Source organism: Micromonospora sp. NPDC047670, assembly GCF_043204915.1.
Lineage (GTDB): Bacteria > Actinomycetota > Actinomycetes > Mycobacteriales > Micromonosporaceae > Micromonospora.
In genome coordinates, this window is the sequence record NZ_JBIDDA010000002.1 from 637,926 (window position 1) to 654,577 (window position 16,652).

The window sequence follows — 16,652 nt, forward strand, 5'->3', positions numbered from 1 at the left end:
GGTCAGGCCGCAGGGGGCAGCAGCCGGAACTCTCCGGCGTCCCTCGGCGGTCAGGCCGCGGGGACCAGCAGGGCGTGCAGCGCCTGCGGGTCGGTCACCTCGGGCAGGTCGCGGGCGGCGAGCCAGGCCGCCGCGGCCGCGCCGTCGCCGGCCGAGCGCAGCGGCGCGTCCGGCCACCGCCGGGCGACCTCGGTGCGGACCGCCGCCGCCAGCGGGGTGTCGCCGGTCAGCAGGCCGCCGCCGAGCACGATCGGGGCGGCGTCGCCGGCCGGGCGGATGCGCGCGGTGCTCTCCGCCAGGTGCGCCGCGGCCTCGTCGACCAGCCCGCCGGCGACCGGCTCGCCGTCCACCGCGGCGGCGATCACCAGGGGCGCGAGTCGGGCCAGCTCCACCGGGGGCCGCCGGGTCACCGCCTGGACCAGCGCGTCGACGGTGTCCCGGGCGCGGGCCGCCACCTCGGCGGAGCCGAGCAGGTCGACGAGCACCGCCGTCGCCAGCCGCCCGGGGGCCCGGCCCCGGTCCAGGTCGGCCAGGAGCCGGCGCACCGCCTCCCGGCCCAGCCAGAATCCCGAGCCGGCGTCGCCGAGCAGCCAGCCGTGACCGTCGGCGACCCGGTCCAGCCGCAGCTCGCGGACCTCGGCGGCGATCGCGCCGGTGCCGGCGATGAGCACCGTGCCGTCGGGGCTCGCGGTGCCGGAGGCGTAGGCGACCAGCGCGTCGCCGTGCACGGCGTACGGGCAGCGCAGGCCGGCGTCGCGCCAGGCCCGGTCGAAGGCGCCCCGACCGACGGGGTCGGCGAGCAGCCGGCCCGCCCCGGCCAGCCCGATGGTGCCGGCCCGCACCCGGGCGGGGTCGATGTCGGCGAGCGCCTCGCGTAGGGCGGCCAGGAGTTCTCCGGCGGCCCGCTCGGCGCCGTGGCTGGTGGGGTTGCCGCCACCGGCCCGGCCGCTGCCGAGCCGCCGCCCGTCCAGGCTCAGGGCGGTCGCCCGGGTGGACGTACCCCCGACGTCGAGACCGACCACGACGGTGTCGGACATCCGCACCCACCTCCCTGATCAACGCCGCGTTCATGCTGGTCGGCCCGGCGGCGCGGGGCAAGGGCCGGGCCCCGTCGAGGGCTGTGCGCCAGGTAACAGTTTGAAAACTTCGCCCACGGCCTTGACACGGAGGGGTCTTCAGTAAGAACTTTTACCACTAACAGTTAACAGTCTTTTCGGAAAGGCGTCCCATGGTTGATCACGAGGTGGACACCTCCGCGGGGACCGCGGTGGGCGACGCCGACGCGGTCGACCGGCGGGCGGCGCTCGGGGTCGCCTCCGACGGCGTGCTGGCGCGGGTCAGGGCCGGCACGGGCGAGCTGACCGGGGCGCTGCGCCGGGTCGCCGAGCACGTGCTCAGCGACCCGGAGGCGGCCGCCCGGGCGACCATCGTGGAGCTGGCCGAGCGCAGCGGCACCTCGCCGGCCACGATCACCCGGTTCTGCCGCGCGATGGGCTTCGAGGGCTACGCCGACCTGCGGCTGGGCATCGCCGCCGAGACCGGCCGGGCCCGCTCGGCGGGCTGGACCGTCGACATCGGACGCGAGATCCAGCCGAGCGACCCCCTCCCGCGGGTGCTCGACCAGATCATGGCCGCGGACACCCGCGCCATGCACGACACCGCCGCGCTGCTCGACCTCGCCGAGGTCGAACGCGCCGCCGTCGCCATCGCCCGGGCGTCGCGGGTGAACATCTTCGGCGCGAGCGGCAGCGCCCTGGTGGGCGAGGAGATGCAGTTCAGCCTGCACCGCATCGGCGTGGCGGCCTGGGCCTGGAACGACGTGCACGAGGGCCTGGCCAGCGCGGCCCTGCTGCGCCAGGGCGACGTGGCGCTCGGCATCTCGCACACCGGCCAGACCCGGGAGACCATCGAGATGCTCGCCGAGGCGGGCAGCCGGGGCGCGACCACCGTGGCGCTGACCGGCTTCCCGCGCTCGCCGCTGGCCGAGCTGGCCGACATCGTGCTGCTCACCGCCAGCCAGGCCACCACGTTCCGCCCCGACGCGCTGTCGGCCCGGCACCCGCAGCTCGTCGTGCTCGACCTGCTCTACATCGCCGTCGCCCAGCGCACCCACGACCGCGCCCACGCGGCCTTCCGGCGCACCGCCCAGGCCGTCGACGGGCACAAGGCCGCGAAGAGGGCCACCGCATGATCAGCGCACAGGGGTACGCCGAGGCGGTCCGTCCGGTGCTCGACCGGCTGGTCGACGCCAGCGCCGACGGGATCGACGCCGCCGCCGACCTGATCGCGGCCAGCCTGCGCGCCGGCGGCGTGCTCCAGGCGTTCGGCGCGGGTCACTCCGAGGCGTTCGCCGCGGAGCTGGTCGCCCGGGCGGGTGGACTGGTGCCCGCCAACCGGCTCGCCATCCACGACCTCGTGCTGCACGGCGACGCCCCGCGCGACGTGCTTGCCGATCCGAAGCTGGAGCGCGACCCCGCCATCGCCCACGAGATCTACGCGCTGGCGGCCCCGCAGCCGCAGGACGTGTTCGTGGTGGCGTCCCAGTCCGGCATCAACGGCTCGGTGGTCGAGCTGGCGGCGCTGGTCACCGACCGCGGTCACCCGCTGATCGCGGTCACCTCGGTCGAGCACACCGCACGGGTCGCCCCGCGACACCCGTCCGGCCGGCGGCTCGCCGATCTCGCCGACGTCGTGCTGGACAACGGCGCGCCGTACGGCGACGCACTGCTGCCGCTCGAGGGCGGCGGCGCGGTCTGTGCGGTCTCGTCGGTCACCTCCGCGCTGCTGGCGCAGTTGCTGACCGCCGAGGTCGTACGACGGTTCCACCAGGCCGGAGAGGTGCCCCCTATCTACCTCTCCGCCAACGTCCCCGGCGGGGACGAGCACAACCACGCCCTCGAGTCGCGGTACGCCGGGCGCCTCCGGCGGACCGCCTGACCCGAACACCCCAAGGAGAGACGACGATGTCGATTACCCCCGAGAACCCGGCGGATCTGAGCCGCCGGACGGTGCTGCGCCGGGCGGCCGCCGCGGGCCTGCTCGCCACCCCCGCCGTCGGCCTGCTGAGCGCCTGCGCGACCAGCGGCGGCGAGGAGAAGAACGAGCAGGTGGCCGGCGGCACCAAGAGCGCCACCAACCCGCTCGGCGTTGCCGAGGACGCCCCGGTCGAGGTGATCATCTTCAACGGCGGCTACGGCGAGAAGTACGCCACCGACGTGCACCAGCCGCTGTACAAGAAGGCGTTCCCGAAGGCCGAGATCAAGCACCAGTCCACCCAGGCCGTCTCCACGGTGCTCCAGCCGCGGTTCGCCTCGGGCAACCCGCCGGAGTTCGTCAACAACTCCGGCGAGAAGCTGATGGACTTCGGCGCCCTGGTCGCCGACGGCCAGCTCCAGGACCTCACCGAGCTGTGGGACGCCCCGTCGGTCGACGACCCGAACAAGAAGGTCCGCGACACCGTGGTGCCGGGCACCGTCGAGGCCGGGTCGTTCAACGGCAAGCCGTACGTCCTCTACTACGTCTCCACCGTCTTCGGCATCTGGTACTCCGGCAAGCTGTTCAAGGACAACGGTTGGGCGCCGGCGAAGAACTGGGACGAGTTCACCGCGCTGCTCGACAAGATCAAGGCCAAGGGCATCACGCCGTACGGCTACGCCGGCGCGAACGCGGCCTACTACCAGTGGAACGTGATCCTCACCCACGCCGCGAAGATCGGCGGCACGGACGTGCTGAAGAACATCGACAACCTGGAGGACGGCGCCTGGCAGCAGGACGCGGTCAAGCAGGCCGCCGAGGCGTGGGCCGAGATCGGCGCCAAGTACGTCGACAAGAGCTTCGAGGGGCTCAAGCACACCGACGTGCAGCTGCGGCAGAACCAGTACAAGCTGGCGCTCTACCCCAGCGGCGACTGGCTGGAGGGCGAGCAGAAGAAGGACACGCCGCCCGGCTTCGAGTACCAGATGATGCCGGTGCCGAGCCTGTCCGCGTCGGACAAGCTGCCGGTGACGGCGCTGCGGGCGACCGCCGGTGAGGGTTACTTCGTCTCGGCCAAGAGCAAGAACCCCAAGGGCGGCATGGAGTACATGCGCCAGATGCTGTCGGTGGCCGGCGCGAAGGGCTTCACCGAGGTGGTCAAGGCCCCGACCGTGGTCACCGCCGGCTCGGACGGCTTCGCCTTCCCGCCGGGCGTGGCCAGCTCGCAGAGCGCGCTCAAGGCCGCCGGCCAGGACGTGTTCAACCTGTACTTCGACGGCTGGTACAAGGAGCTCGACACGGAGGCGCGCACCGCCACCAACGAGCTGATGTTCGGCCGGATCAAGGCGGACGCCTTCGTGGAGCGGATCCAGAAGCGCGCCGACGCGATCAAGAAGGACAGCTCCGTCGCCAAGTTCAAGCGCTGATCGATCGGAGCGTAGGGGTCATGCGGCACGGCAAGTATCCGTTCGTGATCGGGTTCCTCTTCGTCCCGGTCACGCTGTACGTGGTCTTCGTCATCGCGCCGTACGCGCAGGCGTTCCAGATCTCGATGACCAACTGGCGAGGGCTCTCCGCCCCGCAGTGGGTGGGCTTCGACAACTACCGGAGGTTGTTCGACGACGACAGCTTCTGGAAGGCGGTCCAGCACCACGGCGTACTGCTGCTTGCCCTGCCGCTGATCACCATCGCCATCGCGCTGCTCTTCTCGTTCCTGCTCAACGTGGGCGGGAAGAGCAGCGGCGGGCAGCGTCAGGGGGTCTGGGGGGCGAAGTTCTACCGGGTGGTGTTCTTCTTCCCCCAGGTCCTGGCGGTGGCCATCATCGCGGTGCTGTTCCAGATGGTCTACCGGCCGAACGAGTCCGGTCTGATCAACGGCGTGCTGATGAAGCTCGGCTTCGACCCGGTGCTCTTCCTGGTCCGGCCGAACCTGGCGCTCTGGTCGATCATCGCGGTGCTGGTCTGGCAGGCCGTCGGCTTCTACGTGGTCCTCTTCTCCGCCGGCATGGCCTCCATCCCCGGCGAGATCTACGAGGCCGCCGAGATGGACGGGGCGAGCCGGGTGACGCTCTTCTTCCGGGTCACCCTGCCGCTGCTGTGGGACACCCTCCAGGTCGCCTGGGTCTATCTCGGCATCGCCGCGTTCGACGCGTTCGCCATCGTGGCGGTGCTCTCGGTCGACAGCGGCGGCCCGGACGGCGCGACCACGGTGCTGGCCATGGAGATCTACCGCAACGCCTTCGTCTACTCGAAGTACGGTTACGCCTCCGCCATGGGCGTGGCGCTGTTCTTCCTCACCATCACCTTCGCGGCGCTGACGCTGCGGCTCACCAAGCGGGAAAGCGTGGAGTACTGATGAACCCGCAGACGACGCTGCCGCCGACACCGGCGGCGCTACCGCCGAAGACCGTCACGCCGGGCACCTCGGGCGGGCGCCGGGGCCGACGCTCGGAGGTGCGGCTGCTCGCCGGCCTCGGGCACGTGGCCCTCGCCGTCTGGGCGGTGATCGTGATCGTGCCGATCCTCTGGACCTTCCTCGCCTCGTTCAAGAACACCACGGAGATCTTCAGCAGTCCGTGGACGCTCCCGGCGGAGCTGCGCTTCGAGAACTACGCCCGGGCGTGGAACAAGGCCAACGTCGGCCGCTACTTCCTCAACAGCGTGATCGTGGTGTCGTGCAGCACGCTCGGCACCATGCTGTTCGGCTCGATGGCCGCGTACGTGCTGGCGCGCTACAAGTTCTGGGGCAACCGGGCGATCTACTACCTGTTCGTCTCGGGGCTGGCCTTCCCGGTCTTCCTGGCCCTGGTGCCGCTCTTCTTCGTGGTGAAGAACCTGGGACTGCTGGACACCCACACCGGGGTCGTCCTGGTCTACATCGCCTACTCGCTGCCGTTCACGGTCTTCTTCCTGGCCGCGTTCTTCAAGACGTTGCCGGCGTCGGTGGCCGAGGCGGGGATGATCGACGGCTGCTCGCACACCCGGCTGTTCTTCCAGGTGATGCTGCCGATGGCGAAGCCCGGCCTGATCAGCGTCGGGATCTTCAACATCATCGGGCAGTGGGCGCAGTACCAGCTCCCGCTGGTGCTGCTCTCCAACGCCAAGGAGAAATGGGTGCTCACCCAGGGCATCGCGGACATCTCGGTCAACGCCGGCTACGAGGCCGACTGGTCCGGCCTCTTCGCGGCGCTGACCATCGCCATCCTCCCCATGATCGTCGTTTACGCGGTCTTCCAGCGGCAGATCCAGTCGGGCCTCACCTCCGGCGCGGTGAAGTAACCCGGACGCCCCGCGCGGTGTCGTCGCGCACGCCGTCCGGAAGGTGGCGGCCGTCCCACGGGGGGACGGCCGCCACTTCTGTCCACGGGGCGGCACGTGGGCACTCCCGGCAGGCGGGTCGCACCGTGCGGACAGGGCCGCCGACGGCGGGCTACCGGCGCCCCGCACCGCGCCAGCGTGGGCGCGGGCGGGGTGTCACAGGGGCGAGGCAGAATCACGTCCGTGCTGGTGGCGGTGGTCTCGGACGAGCGGGGCGGGGGAGTGCTGTGCCCGCTGCGGCCCGACGGGCTGCCCGCCGGGCCCGCCGAGCCGGTCGCCGACCTGGCCGCCGCCGTCGCGGCCCGCGAGGCCGCCGACCGGCCGCGCTGGGTGTGGGCGTCCGGCGCGACGGTCTACCCCGCGCTGCTGCGCGCCGGGGTGCGGGTGGAGCGCTGCCACGACGCGGAGCTGACCGAGGCGCTGTTGCTCGGGCACGCCGGCCGCTGGGGCGAGCCCCGCGCGCTCGCCGCGGCCTGGGCCCGGCTCACCGGCGCGCCGGTGCCGGCCGACCCGCCACCGCGCCCGGCCGCGCCCCCCGGCCACGGCCAGGACGCGCTCTTCGACGCCCTGCCCGGCCCGCCGGGGCCCGGCATCGAGGCCCTGACCCGGGTGTACGCGGACCAGCTCGCCCGGATCGCCGCGACCGAGCACCCCGGCCGGTTCCGGTTGCTGGTCGCCGCCGAGTCGGCCGGCGCGCTCATCGCGGTGGAGATGGGCGCGGCCGGGCTGCCCTGGCGGGCCGACGTGCACGACGAGATCCTCGCCGAGCTGCTCGGCGAGCCGTCCCCGGTCGGTGGCCCGCCCCGCCGGCTGGCCGAGCTGGCGGCCCGGATCGCCGCCGCGTTCGGCGTACGCCAGTTGCACGCCGACTCCCCGGCGGAGCTGTTGCGGGCGTTCGCGCGGGCCGGCGTGGACCTGCCCAACACGCGGGCCTGGGTGCTGCGTGGGGTGGACCACCCGGCGGTGCCGCTGGTCCTGGAATACAAGGAGCTCTACCGGATCTGGACGGCGCACGGCTGGGCCTGGCGCGACGCCTGGGTGCGCGACGGTCGGTTCCAGCCGGAGTACGTGCCGGGTGGGGTGGTCTCCGGTCGCTGGGCCACCCGGGGCGGCGGCGCGTTGCAGATCCCGAAGGTGATCCGGCGGGCGGTGGTCGCCGACCCGGGCTGGCGGTTCGTGGTCGCCGACGCCGGCCAGTTGGAGCCGAGGGTGCTCGCCGCGGTCTCCGGCGACGCCCGGCTGGCGGCGGCCGGTGGGGCCGGCGACCTCTACGCCGCCCTCGCCCAGGACGCCTTCGGCGGTGACCGGGCCCGGGCCAAGGTGGCCCTGCTCGGGGCCATGTACGGGCAGACCGGCGGGTCGGCGGTGCCGGCGCTGGCGGTGCTGCGCCGCAGCTACCCGACCGCCTTCGGCTACGTGGAGGCCGCCGCGCGCACGGGCGAGGCCGGCGGGCTGGTGCGTTCCTGGTTGGGCCGCACCTGTCCGCCGGGCACGGCGGGGTTCGGCGACGGCGAGGAGGCCGACCCCGACAGCGGCGGCGACCGGCAGTCGCCGCGCGCCCGGGCGGCCCGCTCGCGGGGGCGGTTCACCCGCAACTTCGTCATCCAGGCCACCGCCGCCGAGTGGGCCTCGACCCTGCTGGCGACGCTCCGCGCCGAGTTGGCCGGCACCCGCGCCGAGCTGGCCGGCACCCGCGCCGAGCTGGTCTTCTTCCAGCACGACGAGGTGATCGTGCACTGCCCGGCGGAGCAGGCCGGCGCGGTCGCCGAGGCGGTCACCCGCGCCGGCGAGCGGGCCGCCGCGCTGCTCTTCGGCGACACCCCGGTCCGCTTCCCGCTGGATCTGTCCGTCGTGGGCTGTTACGCCGACGCGGCGTGACGGGCCTCGGTCAGGAGACGGCGGATCCGGGGTTGGTGGCGTTCCACGCCTGACGGGATTCGGCGATCGCGTCCTCGTGCGTCCGCGACCAGTCGGTCAGCCGCCGGACGAGGTGGGTCGGGCTCTGTAGCCGATCGGTAACAGTTGCACTATTTTCCCTTTTCGCCCCGCTACCCGCCGCGCCCCGTGCTCGTTGCTCCCGATGTCCGTACGACGGAGCGGGCCGTGCCCTCGCGACACGGCCCGCTCCACGGTGGAGGGGGCCCAGCTGAACCGGATCGCAGGAATGATCATCGCCGCGGGCGGGGGACGCCGCATCGGTGGCCCGGAGGCCCTGCTGCACCAGGGGGAGAAGCCCCTGGTGAACCGGATGATCGACACGATGACCGAGGCGGGCTGCGAGCGGATCGTGGTCGTGCTGGGCGCGGCGGCCGACCAGGTCCGCGAGACGGCCGACCTGAGCGGCGTCACGGTGGTGATCAACCGGGCGTGGGGCACCGGCGTCGGCTCGTCCATCCGGGCCGGCCTGGCCGCGCTCGACGACGAGGGGATCGAGGCGGTCGTGGTGGTGCCGGTCGACATGCCCGGCCTGACCGCCACCGCCGTTCGCCGGGTGACCGCGCTGCCGTACCCCGACGTGCTGGTCTGCGCCACGTACGACGGGCTGCGCGGTTACCCGATGCTGTTCGGGCGCCGGCACTGGTCCGGCATCGCCACCCTGGCCAGCGCGGACGTCGGCGCCCGGCCCTACCTGCTGGCGCACAAGGACCAGATCGTCGACATCTCCTGCGACTCGGTCGCCGACGGCAGCCGGGTCGACACCCCGGAGCTGATGGCGCTCTACGGCCTGACCGTCCCGCCCCAGCGCGTCGGCGTCTAGTCGCCGCCGTATGGCCAGGACAGCACCGCCGTCAGGTTCGCTTGACTCTGACTTCCTCCCGCGTCAATCGCACCGGGGACTCCGCCTGGGCCGGTCGTCGTCCTCCCGGCCCACCCGCCAGTCGGTCGTCAGCAGAACGGTGCGGTCAGGACGGGCCGTGCTCGGCCAGCACTGCCGTCACCGTCCCTATCCCGGGGAAGTCCGCCGTGATGATGTCGCCCGGCGCGATCGTGATGGCCCTGGTGATGGAGCCGGACAGCACGATCTGGTCCGGCTCCAGCGACACCCCCAGCGCACCGACGGCGTTCGCCAGCCAGGCCAGAGCATTGATCGGGGCGCCCAGGACCGCGGCTCCCATACCGGTCTCCGTGACCGTGCCGTTCCTGAGCAGCGCGCAGTTCGCGGATGGCAGGTCGACGTCGGCTGGATCGATCGGCGTGCTTCCAAGGACCACCGCCCCGGATGACGCGTTGTCGGCGATCGTGTCGACGATCGAGACTTTCCAGTCCTGGATTCGAGAATCGACGATCTCGAGTGCCGGCAACAGGCAACGCACTGCTCTCCTGGCGTCGTCGACCGTCACTCCGGGCCCTCGGAGAGGGGCGCCGAGGACGAAGGCGATCTCCGGCTCGATCCGGGGTTGTAGGAAGGTGCCGGCGGGGATGGGCCGGTGCTGCGGGTGGAACATGCTCGCGGTCAGATGGCCGTAGTCCGGCTCGTGGACGCCCATCTGCCGCTGGATCGCCGCCGAGACCAAGCCGATCTTGTGGCCGCACACCCGGTCGCCGGCCTCGGTCCAGATGCGCACCTGCTCCTGCTGGATCTGGTAGGCGTCGTCGATCGTCGCCCCGGGGTAGGTCGTGCTCAGGGGCGGAATCGGTGTGCCCGACCGGTAGGCACCGAGCAACGCGGCGGCCGCCTCGCGGACCTCGGAAGACCTCACCTACGCCCTCCGTGCCCGGCTCGAAAGCTCCGCCGCGACATCGATGATCATGTCCTCCTGGCCGCCGATGACCTCGCGCCGCCCCAACTCGAGGAGGAGCTCGCGAATGGGCACGCCGTACTTGACCGCGGCGCGCTTCGCCGGGTGGAAGAAGGTGGAGTAGAGACCGGCGTAACCGAGCAGGAGTGCGGTCTCGTCGACGATCTGGGGCTCGGTCATCAGCGGTGCGATGATGCGTTCGGCGACCTCGATGAGCGCGAACACGTCGACCCCCGGGTCGTGGCCGGCACGTTCCAGCGCTGCCGCGAGCACCTCCGTCTGGGCGTTGCCCGCGCTGGCCCCCAGACCTCGGAGTGACCCGTCGATGTAGGTCGCGCCGTTCTCGACCGCGGCGAGGGCGTTGCCGATGCCCACCCCAAGGTTGTTGTGGGCGTGGAACCCGATGTCGGCGCTGACCGCGTCGCGCAGCGCGGCGACGCGAGCCCCGGCGGACCCGGGTACGAGCGCCCCGGCGGAGTCGACCACGTAGATCACCTGCGCGCCGTAGGACTCCAGGGCGGCAGCCTGCTCGGCGAGTGCTGCGGGTTCGAGCTTGTGGCTCATCATCAGGAAGCTCATCACGCGCATACCCCGCTCGCGGGCGTGCCGGATCGGCTGCTCGGCGCAGTCGGCCTCCGTGCAGTGCGTGGCGACCCGCACCGTGGTCGCCCCCGCCTTGTGCACGGCGTCCAGGGCCGCGAGCGTCGAGATTCCCGGCACGTACAGCACGGCGATGTCGGCGGTGTCGACCGCGGCGACGGCGGCCTGTACGTACTCGACATCCGTCGCGGCGGCGATGCCGTACTGGATCGAGGAGGCGCCGATGCCGATGCCGTGGGCGACCTCGATGACCCGGACACGTGCCCGGTCGAGACCTTCCGCCACCGCGGCGACCTGCTCCGGCGTGAACTGGTGCGACACGCTACTCATGCCGTCGCGCAGGCTCGTGTCAACAAGAGTGATCATCGTGCGACCCCAAATCTCTTTTCCGCGATCCGCTCGGCGACGGCGACCGCAGCGGCGGTGATGATGTCGAGATTGCCGGCATAGGGGGGCAGGAAGTCGCCGGCGCCCTCCACCTGCACCATGACGGTGACGAGATCGCCGTCGACCTCGATGAGCCGCAGCCGGTAACCTGGCACGTAGCGCCGGACCTTCTCCACCATGTCTCGCACGGCCTGCTCGATCCGGCCGGCGTCGCTGCGGCGAACCCTCGCGTACACGGTGTCGCGCATGACCATGGGCGGCTCGGCCGGATTGATCAGCGAGATCGCCTTGGCCTCGTCCACTCCGGCGACTGAGACCAGAGCCTGTCCGGTCTTCTCACTGAACTCGCTGAGATTCCACCGCGTGCCCGGCCCGGCGCTGGCGCTCGCGATGGTTGCGACGATCTCGCCGTACGAGGCGTCGGCGACCTGGTTGATCGCGTGCAGAAGGGGGATCGTGGCCTGTCCGGCGCAGCTGACCATGTTGACGTTCGGTGCCTCTAAATGATCATCGAGGTTGACGGCGGGTACGACCCAGGGGCCGACCGACGCGGGTGTCAGGTCGATCGCGGTGATCCCCGCTGCCGCGTAGCGCGGCGCGGCTGCGGCATGCACCTTCGCCGAGGTCGCCTCGAAAACCAGCGGAGGCCGGTCCGACCGGCCGAGCAGCCAGTCGATGCCCTCCGCGGACACCTCGACGCCGAGGTCCTTCGCCCGCCGCAGACCCTCGCTGCCAGGGGCAATGCCGATCATGAAGCGCGGATCGACGAGCTCGGACCGGCGTAGTTTGTAGAGCAGATCCGTACCGATGTTGCCTGAACCGACGATCGCCGCCGGGAGTTTTCCGGGCATACGGGACTCCTTGTGATCGAGGGGTGTCGCCCCTCCCTCGGGGCGGGGCTCCGGAGATTCGCGGACTCAGCCGCGGGCCGGCTGGTGAAGCTCGACCAAGAGCTCCAGTTCGACGGGTGCGTTCAGCGGCAGCGACATCACCCCGACCGCCGAGCGGGCGTGCCGCCCGGCGTCGCCGAAGATTTCGCAGAGCAGGTCCGACGCCCCGTCGCCCACCTCTGGGTGCCGGGTGAAATCGGCCGTCGACGCGACGAACACCAGGGCCTTGACCACGCGGGCCACCGCCGTCAGGTCACCGGCCTCCGCCTTCAGCGCCGCCAGCGAGTTGAGCGCGCACTGGCGTGCGCACGCGTACCCGAGTTCCACGCTGACCGTGTCGCCGAGCCGCCCGGCCGCGATCAGCCGCCCCTCACGCAGTGGCACCTGGCCCGACACGTGGACGTGGGCACCGCTGCGTACGGCTGGCACATAGGTCGCGACCGGTGGGACGACCTGCGGCAACGTCAGCCCCAACGCGTCGAGGCGCCGTTCGGGGTGCGGCATGGCGGGATCCGGCTCGTAGCGTCCCGGGCTCATCGAGGGCCGCCGTGCCAGTCGGGCATTGCCCGCTCGCCCACAGCGACCTCATAGGCCGCGCGGGCCAGCAGCCGAGTGGAATCCAACGTCGGCAGGCAGGACACGTCGGGCGTGATCAGCATCGGGATCTCGGTGCAGACAAGGGCGACCGCGTCGCAGCCCCGATCGGCCAGCCGTTCGATGACGCGAAGGTATTCCTGGCGCGAACCGTCGCTGATCACGCCGTTCACCAGTTCCGTGAAGATGACTTCGTTGACGAGGTCGCGGTCGTCCGCGTCCGGCAGCTCCGCGGCGATCCCGCGAGCGGCGAACGCTCGCGGGTACAGCTCGGCGTCCATCGTGTATCTGGTGCCGAGCACGCCGACACGGGTGCGCCCCTCGGCGGCGGCCTGCTCCGCGACGACCTCGGCGATGTGCAGGCCCGGCAGCGGAAGCTCAGCTCCCGGCACTTCCAGGGCCAGGTGTGCGGTGTTGTCCGGACAGACAAAGAAATCCGCGCCGGCTCGGGCGAGCCGGCGCGCGCTGGTGGCCAGGGTGTCCCGGACAGCAGCGTGATCCCCCGCGTCCCAGGCGGGCATGCTGTATCCGAAGGCGATGTAGTCCAGGGTGACGTCGGGATGCTCGTTGCGGCCGGTCCTGCGGAAACCCTCCTCACAGAAGGTGAGGAAGCACAGGGCGGCCCCTCCCGTGCTGTGGGCGAGAACTCCAAGGTGTTTCACGACGCCCTCCGGCGTTCGGGGAATCGGGGTGGCTTCATTCTTTACCGACTCATCCTCGATGCCTACTCTGCAGCATGGACTGATATACGGTCCATGCCTTGGAGGTATGGATGGAGCTACGTCTGCTGGGTTATGTGGTGGCGATCGCCGAGGAAGGATCCATCAGCGGAGCCGCGCGCCGCCTGCATCTGACCCAGCCGACCTTGAGTCGGCAGCTGGGTGAGCTGGAGCGACGCCTGGGGGCCGAACTGTTCGATCGCACCGGCCGCGGACTCGTTCCCACCGCGGCCGGCGAAGCGCTGCTTCGGCGGGCGGTGCGCATGCTGGCCGACGCCGAAGCCGCTCTGGACGACGTAAGGCTGGCTGCCGCGGGTAAGACTGGCCGCTTGACGGTAGGGTTCGCAGGATCAGGCATCAACGGCGTGCTGGGAGACGCTCTCGGACGACTACGAGTGGAACTCCCGGACGTCGACCTGTGCTTGGTGGAGCTGTTCGACGACGCCGAGATGTCGGCCGGCATCCTGGGCGGCAGCCTCGATGTGACGGTGCAGCGGCTGCCGGCCCGCGACGCCCGTCTGGCCACCCGCGTCTGGGCGCGCGAGCCGCTGGCCCTCTTCCTGCCGGCCGGGCACCCTCTCGCCAGGACCCCCGAGCCGGCGCCGGTGTCCGTTCTCGATGAGGTCCCCTTGGTGCTGTGGCCGCGGGAGTCCGCGCCCCATGCGCACGACGAGATCATCTCGTTGTGCCACCACGCCGGGATCGTGCCGCGCGTCGCCGCACGGGGCCGGACCGTGCAGACGATTCTCGCGCTGGTCGCAGCCGGCTTCGGCGCGGCCGTGATGGCCGACTCCTATCGGGTGCTGCATCGGGAGGGCGTGACGCCTCGACCCCTCGCGGGCACCGCCACCACCTTGCACCTGGTCTGGCGAGCCGAGGAGATCAGCCCGCTCCTTACCCGTTTCATCACCGCCCTGAACGCCGTCAATGTTCGGCATCGCGCCGCAAGATCCGATATTTCCGCGCGCAACTGAACGCCCCGATTCTGGTGGAGATCTCCCGATAGATGACGGCGAGTTGCGAAGTCGTTCGGCGATCGGGCTGCGCGGTGATGTCAGGTTGTTGCGAGTGCGAAGGACGGTTGTCGGGATCCGACCGACAGGCTCGTCAGGACCGGGCAACCGGCCGAAAGGGCCGCCGGGTCGTGGGCGTCGAGCCTGGCCGCAATCGCGGCGAGCAGACGCGTCAACAACCTCCTGCCCCGCAACATCTAGTGGCCCGTCCTTCGAATGTTGAACGGGTGATCCCGGAGGGCTGAATTCGTTTCGGATGTGGCTGGGAACGCCCCGTGGGCCGGCATCCGTCGACGAGCGGAAGCACCGCACACGTGGGACGCTTTCGAGCTGATGTCGTAGACGATTCACCGCCGTGCAGCGCACGGCGCGGCCTGGACACCATCGCCTGATGTCGCCAACGATTCAGCTCGAAAGCGTCCGTACGGCCCGTCGCCTGCGGACCGGCTCGGTAGCCACCACCGCTTCAGGACGCACGGAACACCCGTTCGAGGCTGCGTGGCGAGGCACGAGGTTGCCCTGTCGATGTGCGGCGGCCCCGGCCCCGGCCCCGGCCGCCGACCGGATCAGTGGGTGACGCGGACCGTGTCGTTGATCCGTGGGTACTCACACGTCTCCGGGCCACACAGTTCGAGGATCGTCTTGACCAGCGCCTTGCCGGGCCGGAAGAGGGTGCCGTCGGGCTGCGCCGCCACCCGCGCCGTCACGTCATAGGGCTGGCCCGAGCAGGGAAGCGGCGCCCAGCCGGACCCGTTGGCCGCGCCGTTGCCCGACCGCTGCTCGAAGACCAGTTCGAAGACGCCGGTCATGCCGGCCGGGCACACCACGGTGAGGGTGACGTCCACGGCGGCACCTCCGTCGACCAGGGTCGCGGACTTGGCATCGAGGGTGCCCGCCGCGCTCGCCGGAGTCGGCGCCAGCACCGCGAACAGTGGAAGGATGAGCAGCGCGAGGGTGGTCAGACTACGACGCACGCGGTTCTCCTCTGTGGTGTCGGTCGTTCACCTGCGCCAACCAAGGACCTCCCGACACGCCCAGCCATCGACTCGTCACCGACTGCTGGGCGGCGTCGCCATCAGCCGGGCCCGGGGCCTGCCCGCCGCCGAGACGCCCCACAGCACCAGTGCCGCGAGCAGCGCCGCGCCGGGCGCCACGGCCAACCCGTACCGGAGATCGGCCGACACCAGCGCGCCGGCGAGCGCGGAGCCGGCGGCGCTGCCGATCACGAACGCCGTGGCCACCCAGGCGAACGCCTCGGCCACCGTCCCCGGCTGCGCCAGCCGCTCGGCGGCGAGGAAGACGGCGGTGAGCACGGGCGGCAGCGCCAGCCCGCTGACCACCAGCAGGCCGGCCATCGGCAGTGGGCCGGGGGCGAGCAGCAGCGGCAGGTACCCGACGGTGAGAACGCCGGCCAGCAGCGGCAGCCGACCCGGGCCGCCGGGCCGCGCCCGGGTGTAGAGCAGTCCGCCGGCCAGCGCGCCCGCCGCCTGTGCCGCGAGCAGCCAGCCGCTGAGCCGCCGGTCGCCGACCGCCTCCGCGTAGCCGGTCACCGCCACCGCGATGCTGCCGACCGCCGCCCCGACGCCGACCACCCCGGCCACCATGGCCGTGAAGCGGGGCACCCGCAGCGGGCCGGCCCAGTGCCGCGCCGCCGGCACCCCGCGCCACGCCCGGACGGCGGGTGCCGTCGCGTACGCCGCGGTGCCGGCGAGCTGCGCCAGCGCGGCGGCGACCAGTCCGGCCGACGGCCCGCCCAGGGTCACCGCGAGCACGGTGACCAGCGGACCCACCACGAAGATGACCTCCTGCACGGCGATGTCGAGGGTGTACGCCGTCGGCACGGCGGTCGCCGGGAGCATGCCGGGCCAGAGGGTGCGCAGGCAGGCCTCCAACGGCGGCGTGCCGAGCCCGGCCACCGCCGCGCCGAGCATCGCCCCGGTCAGGTGCCCGTCGGTCAGCGCCACCGCGCCGAACCCGAGGCCGGAGAGCACGGCCGAACCCCAGAGCACCGGCGGCTGCCGCCAGCGGTCCACCGCCCGGGCGAGCAGCGGCGTTCCCACCGCCATGCCGGCGGTGTACGCGGCGACGAGCAGCCCGGCGGTGGCCAGACTCAGGGACTGCCGGGCGAACAACAACAGCGCCAGCGGCCCGCTGGCGGTGGGCAGCCGGCCGACCTGGCTGCTGACGAGGACGCGCAGGACCTGGGGTGCGCGCAGCACCATCAGGATCCCGGGATTGTCGACGGACATGAGGCATCGCTCCCGGTGTGCTTCGGGTTGGGGAAGAGGCGAGGGAACCGGGAGCGGTTCAGGGAGCGAAGTCGGCCCGTTCGTGGTCGTTGCCGTAGAGCGGCAGGGCGGGCGTGATCCACCGCGCGTACGCGGCAGCGACGGCCTCCACCGGGATCACCCGCCGACG

The 16,652-nt window shown here is 72.0% G+C and carries 16 protein-coding genes; 8 read left to right on the plus strand and 8 right to left on the minus strand.

Going from position 1 to position 16,652, the window contains the following annotated elements; translation table 11 throughout:
• Positions 1–50: 50 nt before the first annotated feature.
• The gene (locus ACGF7U_RS07520) at positions 51–1,037 is read right to left on the minus strand and encodes an N-acetylglucosamine kinase (protein WP_393103963.1); all 987 of its coding nucleotides are present in this window, start codon (positions 1,035–1,037) and stop codon (positions 51–53) included.
• Between the two features lie 191 nt (positions 1,038–1,228).
• On the opposite strand from ACGF7U_RS07520, the gene ACGF7U_RS07525 reads away from it, so the two are divergent.
• The 7 genes from ACGF7U_RS07525 to ACGF7U_RS07555 all read left to right on the plus strand — a co-directional run bounded on the left by ACGF7U_RS07525 (position 1,229) and on the right by ACGF7U_RS07555 (position 9,049).
• The gene (locus ACGF7U_RS07525; protein WP_393103965.1) at positions 1,229–2,191 is read left to right on the plus strand and encodes a MurR/RpiR family transcriptional regulator; all 963 of its coding nucleotides are present in this window, start codon (positions 1,229–1,231) and stop codon (positions 2,189–2,191) included.
• Entirely contained in the window at positions 2,188–2,937 is a 750-nt protein-coding gene (locus ACGF7U_RS07530) for a sugar isomerase domain-containing protein (protein WP_393103967.1), read from the plus strand. Before ACGF7U_RS07525 ends, ACGF7U_RS07530 begins: the two co-directional genes overlap by 4 nt.
• Before the next feature lie 26 nt (positions 2,938–2,963).
• A complete protein-coding gene (gene ngcE, locus ACGF7U_RS07535) occupies positions 2,964–4,400 on the plus strand; it encodes an N-acetylglucosamine/diacetylchitobiose ABC transporter substrate-binding protein (protein WP_393103969.1) in 1,437 nt (478 codons plus the stop codon).
• Between the two features lie 20 nt (positions 4,401–4,420).
• On the plus strand, positions 4,421–5,329 hold the full coding sequence (locus tag ACGF7U_RS07540) for a carbohydrate ABC transporter permease (protein ID WP_091108206.1): 909 nt from the start codon (positions 4,421–4,423) through the stop codon (positions 5,327–5,329).
• Positions 5,329–6,252 carry a carbohydrate ABC transporter permease gene (locus tag ACGF7U_RS07545; RefSeq protein ID WP_393103972.1) on the plus strand — a complete coding sequence of 308 codons (924 nt, stop codon included), beginning with the start codon at positions 5,329–5,331 and terminating at the stop codon, positions 6,250–6,252. The genes ACGF7U_RS07540 and ACGF7U_RS07545 overlap by 1 nt, the downstream gene beginning before the upstream one ends.
• Positions 6,253–6,444: 192 nt before the next feature.
• A complete protein-coding gene (locus ACGF7U_RS07550; protein WP_393103974.1) occupies positions 6,445–8,169 on the plus strand; it encodes a bifunctional 3'-5' exonuclease/DNA polymerase in 1,725 nt (574 codons plus the stop codon).
• A gap of 286 nt (positions 8,170–8,455) precedes the next feature.
• Positions 8,456–9,049: an NTP transferase domain-containing protein gene (locus ACGF7U_RS07555; protein WP_393103976.1), complete on the plus strand. Its 594-nt coding sequence runs from the start codon at positions 8,456–8,458 to the stop codon at positions 9,047–9,049.
• 145 nt (positions 9,050–9,194) lie between these two features.
• On the opposite strand, the gene ACGF7U_RS07560 is transcribed toward ACGF7U_RS07555, so the two are convergent.
• The 5 genes from ACGF7U_RS07560 to ACGF7U_RS07580 form a co-directional block, all read right to left on the minus strand.
• Complete coding sequence (locus ACGF7U_RS07560; RefSeq protein ID WP_393103978.1) at positions 9,195–9,992, minus strand: 2-keto-4-pentenoate hydratase; 798 nt, start codon at positions 9,990–9,992, stop codon at positions 9,195–9,197.
• Positions 9,993–10,997, minus strand: coding sequence for a 4-hydroxy-2-oxovalerate aldolase (gene dmpG / locus ACGF7U_RS07565; protein WP_393103980.1), 1,005 nt, complete (start codon positions 10,995–10,997; stop codon positions 9,993–9,995).
• The gene (locus ACGF7U_RS07570) at positions 10,994–11,869 is read right to left on the minus strand and encodes an acetaldehyde dehydrogenase (acetylating) (protein ID WP_393103982.1); all 876 of its coding nucleotides are present in this window, start codon (positions 11,867–11,869) and stop codon (positions 10,994–10,996) included. Before ACGF7U_RS07570 ends, dmpG begins: the two co-directional genes overlap by 4 nt.
• Positions 11,870–11,935: 66 nt before the next feature.
• Positions 11,936–12,412 (minus strand): RidA family protein, encoded by a 477-nt coding sequence (locus ACGF7U_RS07575; protein ID WP_393104173.1) that lies wholly within the window; start codon positions 12,410–12,412, stop codon positions 11,936–11,938.
• Positions 12,413–12,441: 29 nt separating this feature from the next.
• A complete protein-coding gene (locus ACGF7U_RS07580) occupies positions 12,442–13,164 on the minus strand; it encodes an aspartate/glutamate racemase family protein (protein WP_393103984.1) in 723 nt (240 codons plus the stop codon).
• 110 nt (positions 13,165–13,274) lie between these two features.
• Here ACGF7U_RS07580 and ACGF7U_RS07585 point away from each other — a divergent pair, with 110 nt between their 5' ends.
• Positions 13,275–14,195: a LysR family transcriptional regulator gene (locus ACGF7U_RS07585; protein ID WP_393103986.1), complete on the plus strand. Its 921-nt coding sequence runs from the start codon at positions 13,275–13,277 to the stop codon at positions 14,193–14,195.
• Positions 14,196–14,800: 605 nt separating this feature from the next.
• Here ACGF7U_RS07585 and ACGF7U_RS07590 read toward each other — a convergent pair.
• Positions 14,801–15,208: a hypothetical protein gene (locus tag ACGF7U_RS07590; RefSeq protein WP_393103988.1), complete on the minus strand. Its 408-nt coding sequence runs from the start codon at positions 15,206–15,208 to the stop codon at positions 14,801–14,803.
• Between the two features lie 75 nt (positions 15,209–15,283).
• Entirely contained in the window at positions 15,284–16,483 is a 1,200-nt protein-coding gene (locus ACGF7U_RS07595) for an MFS transporter (RefSeq protein WP_393103990.1), read from the minus strand.
• Between the last annotated feature and the right edge of the window lie 169 nt (positions 16,484–16,652).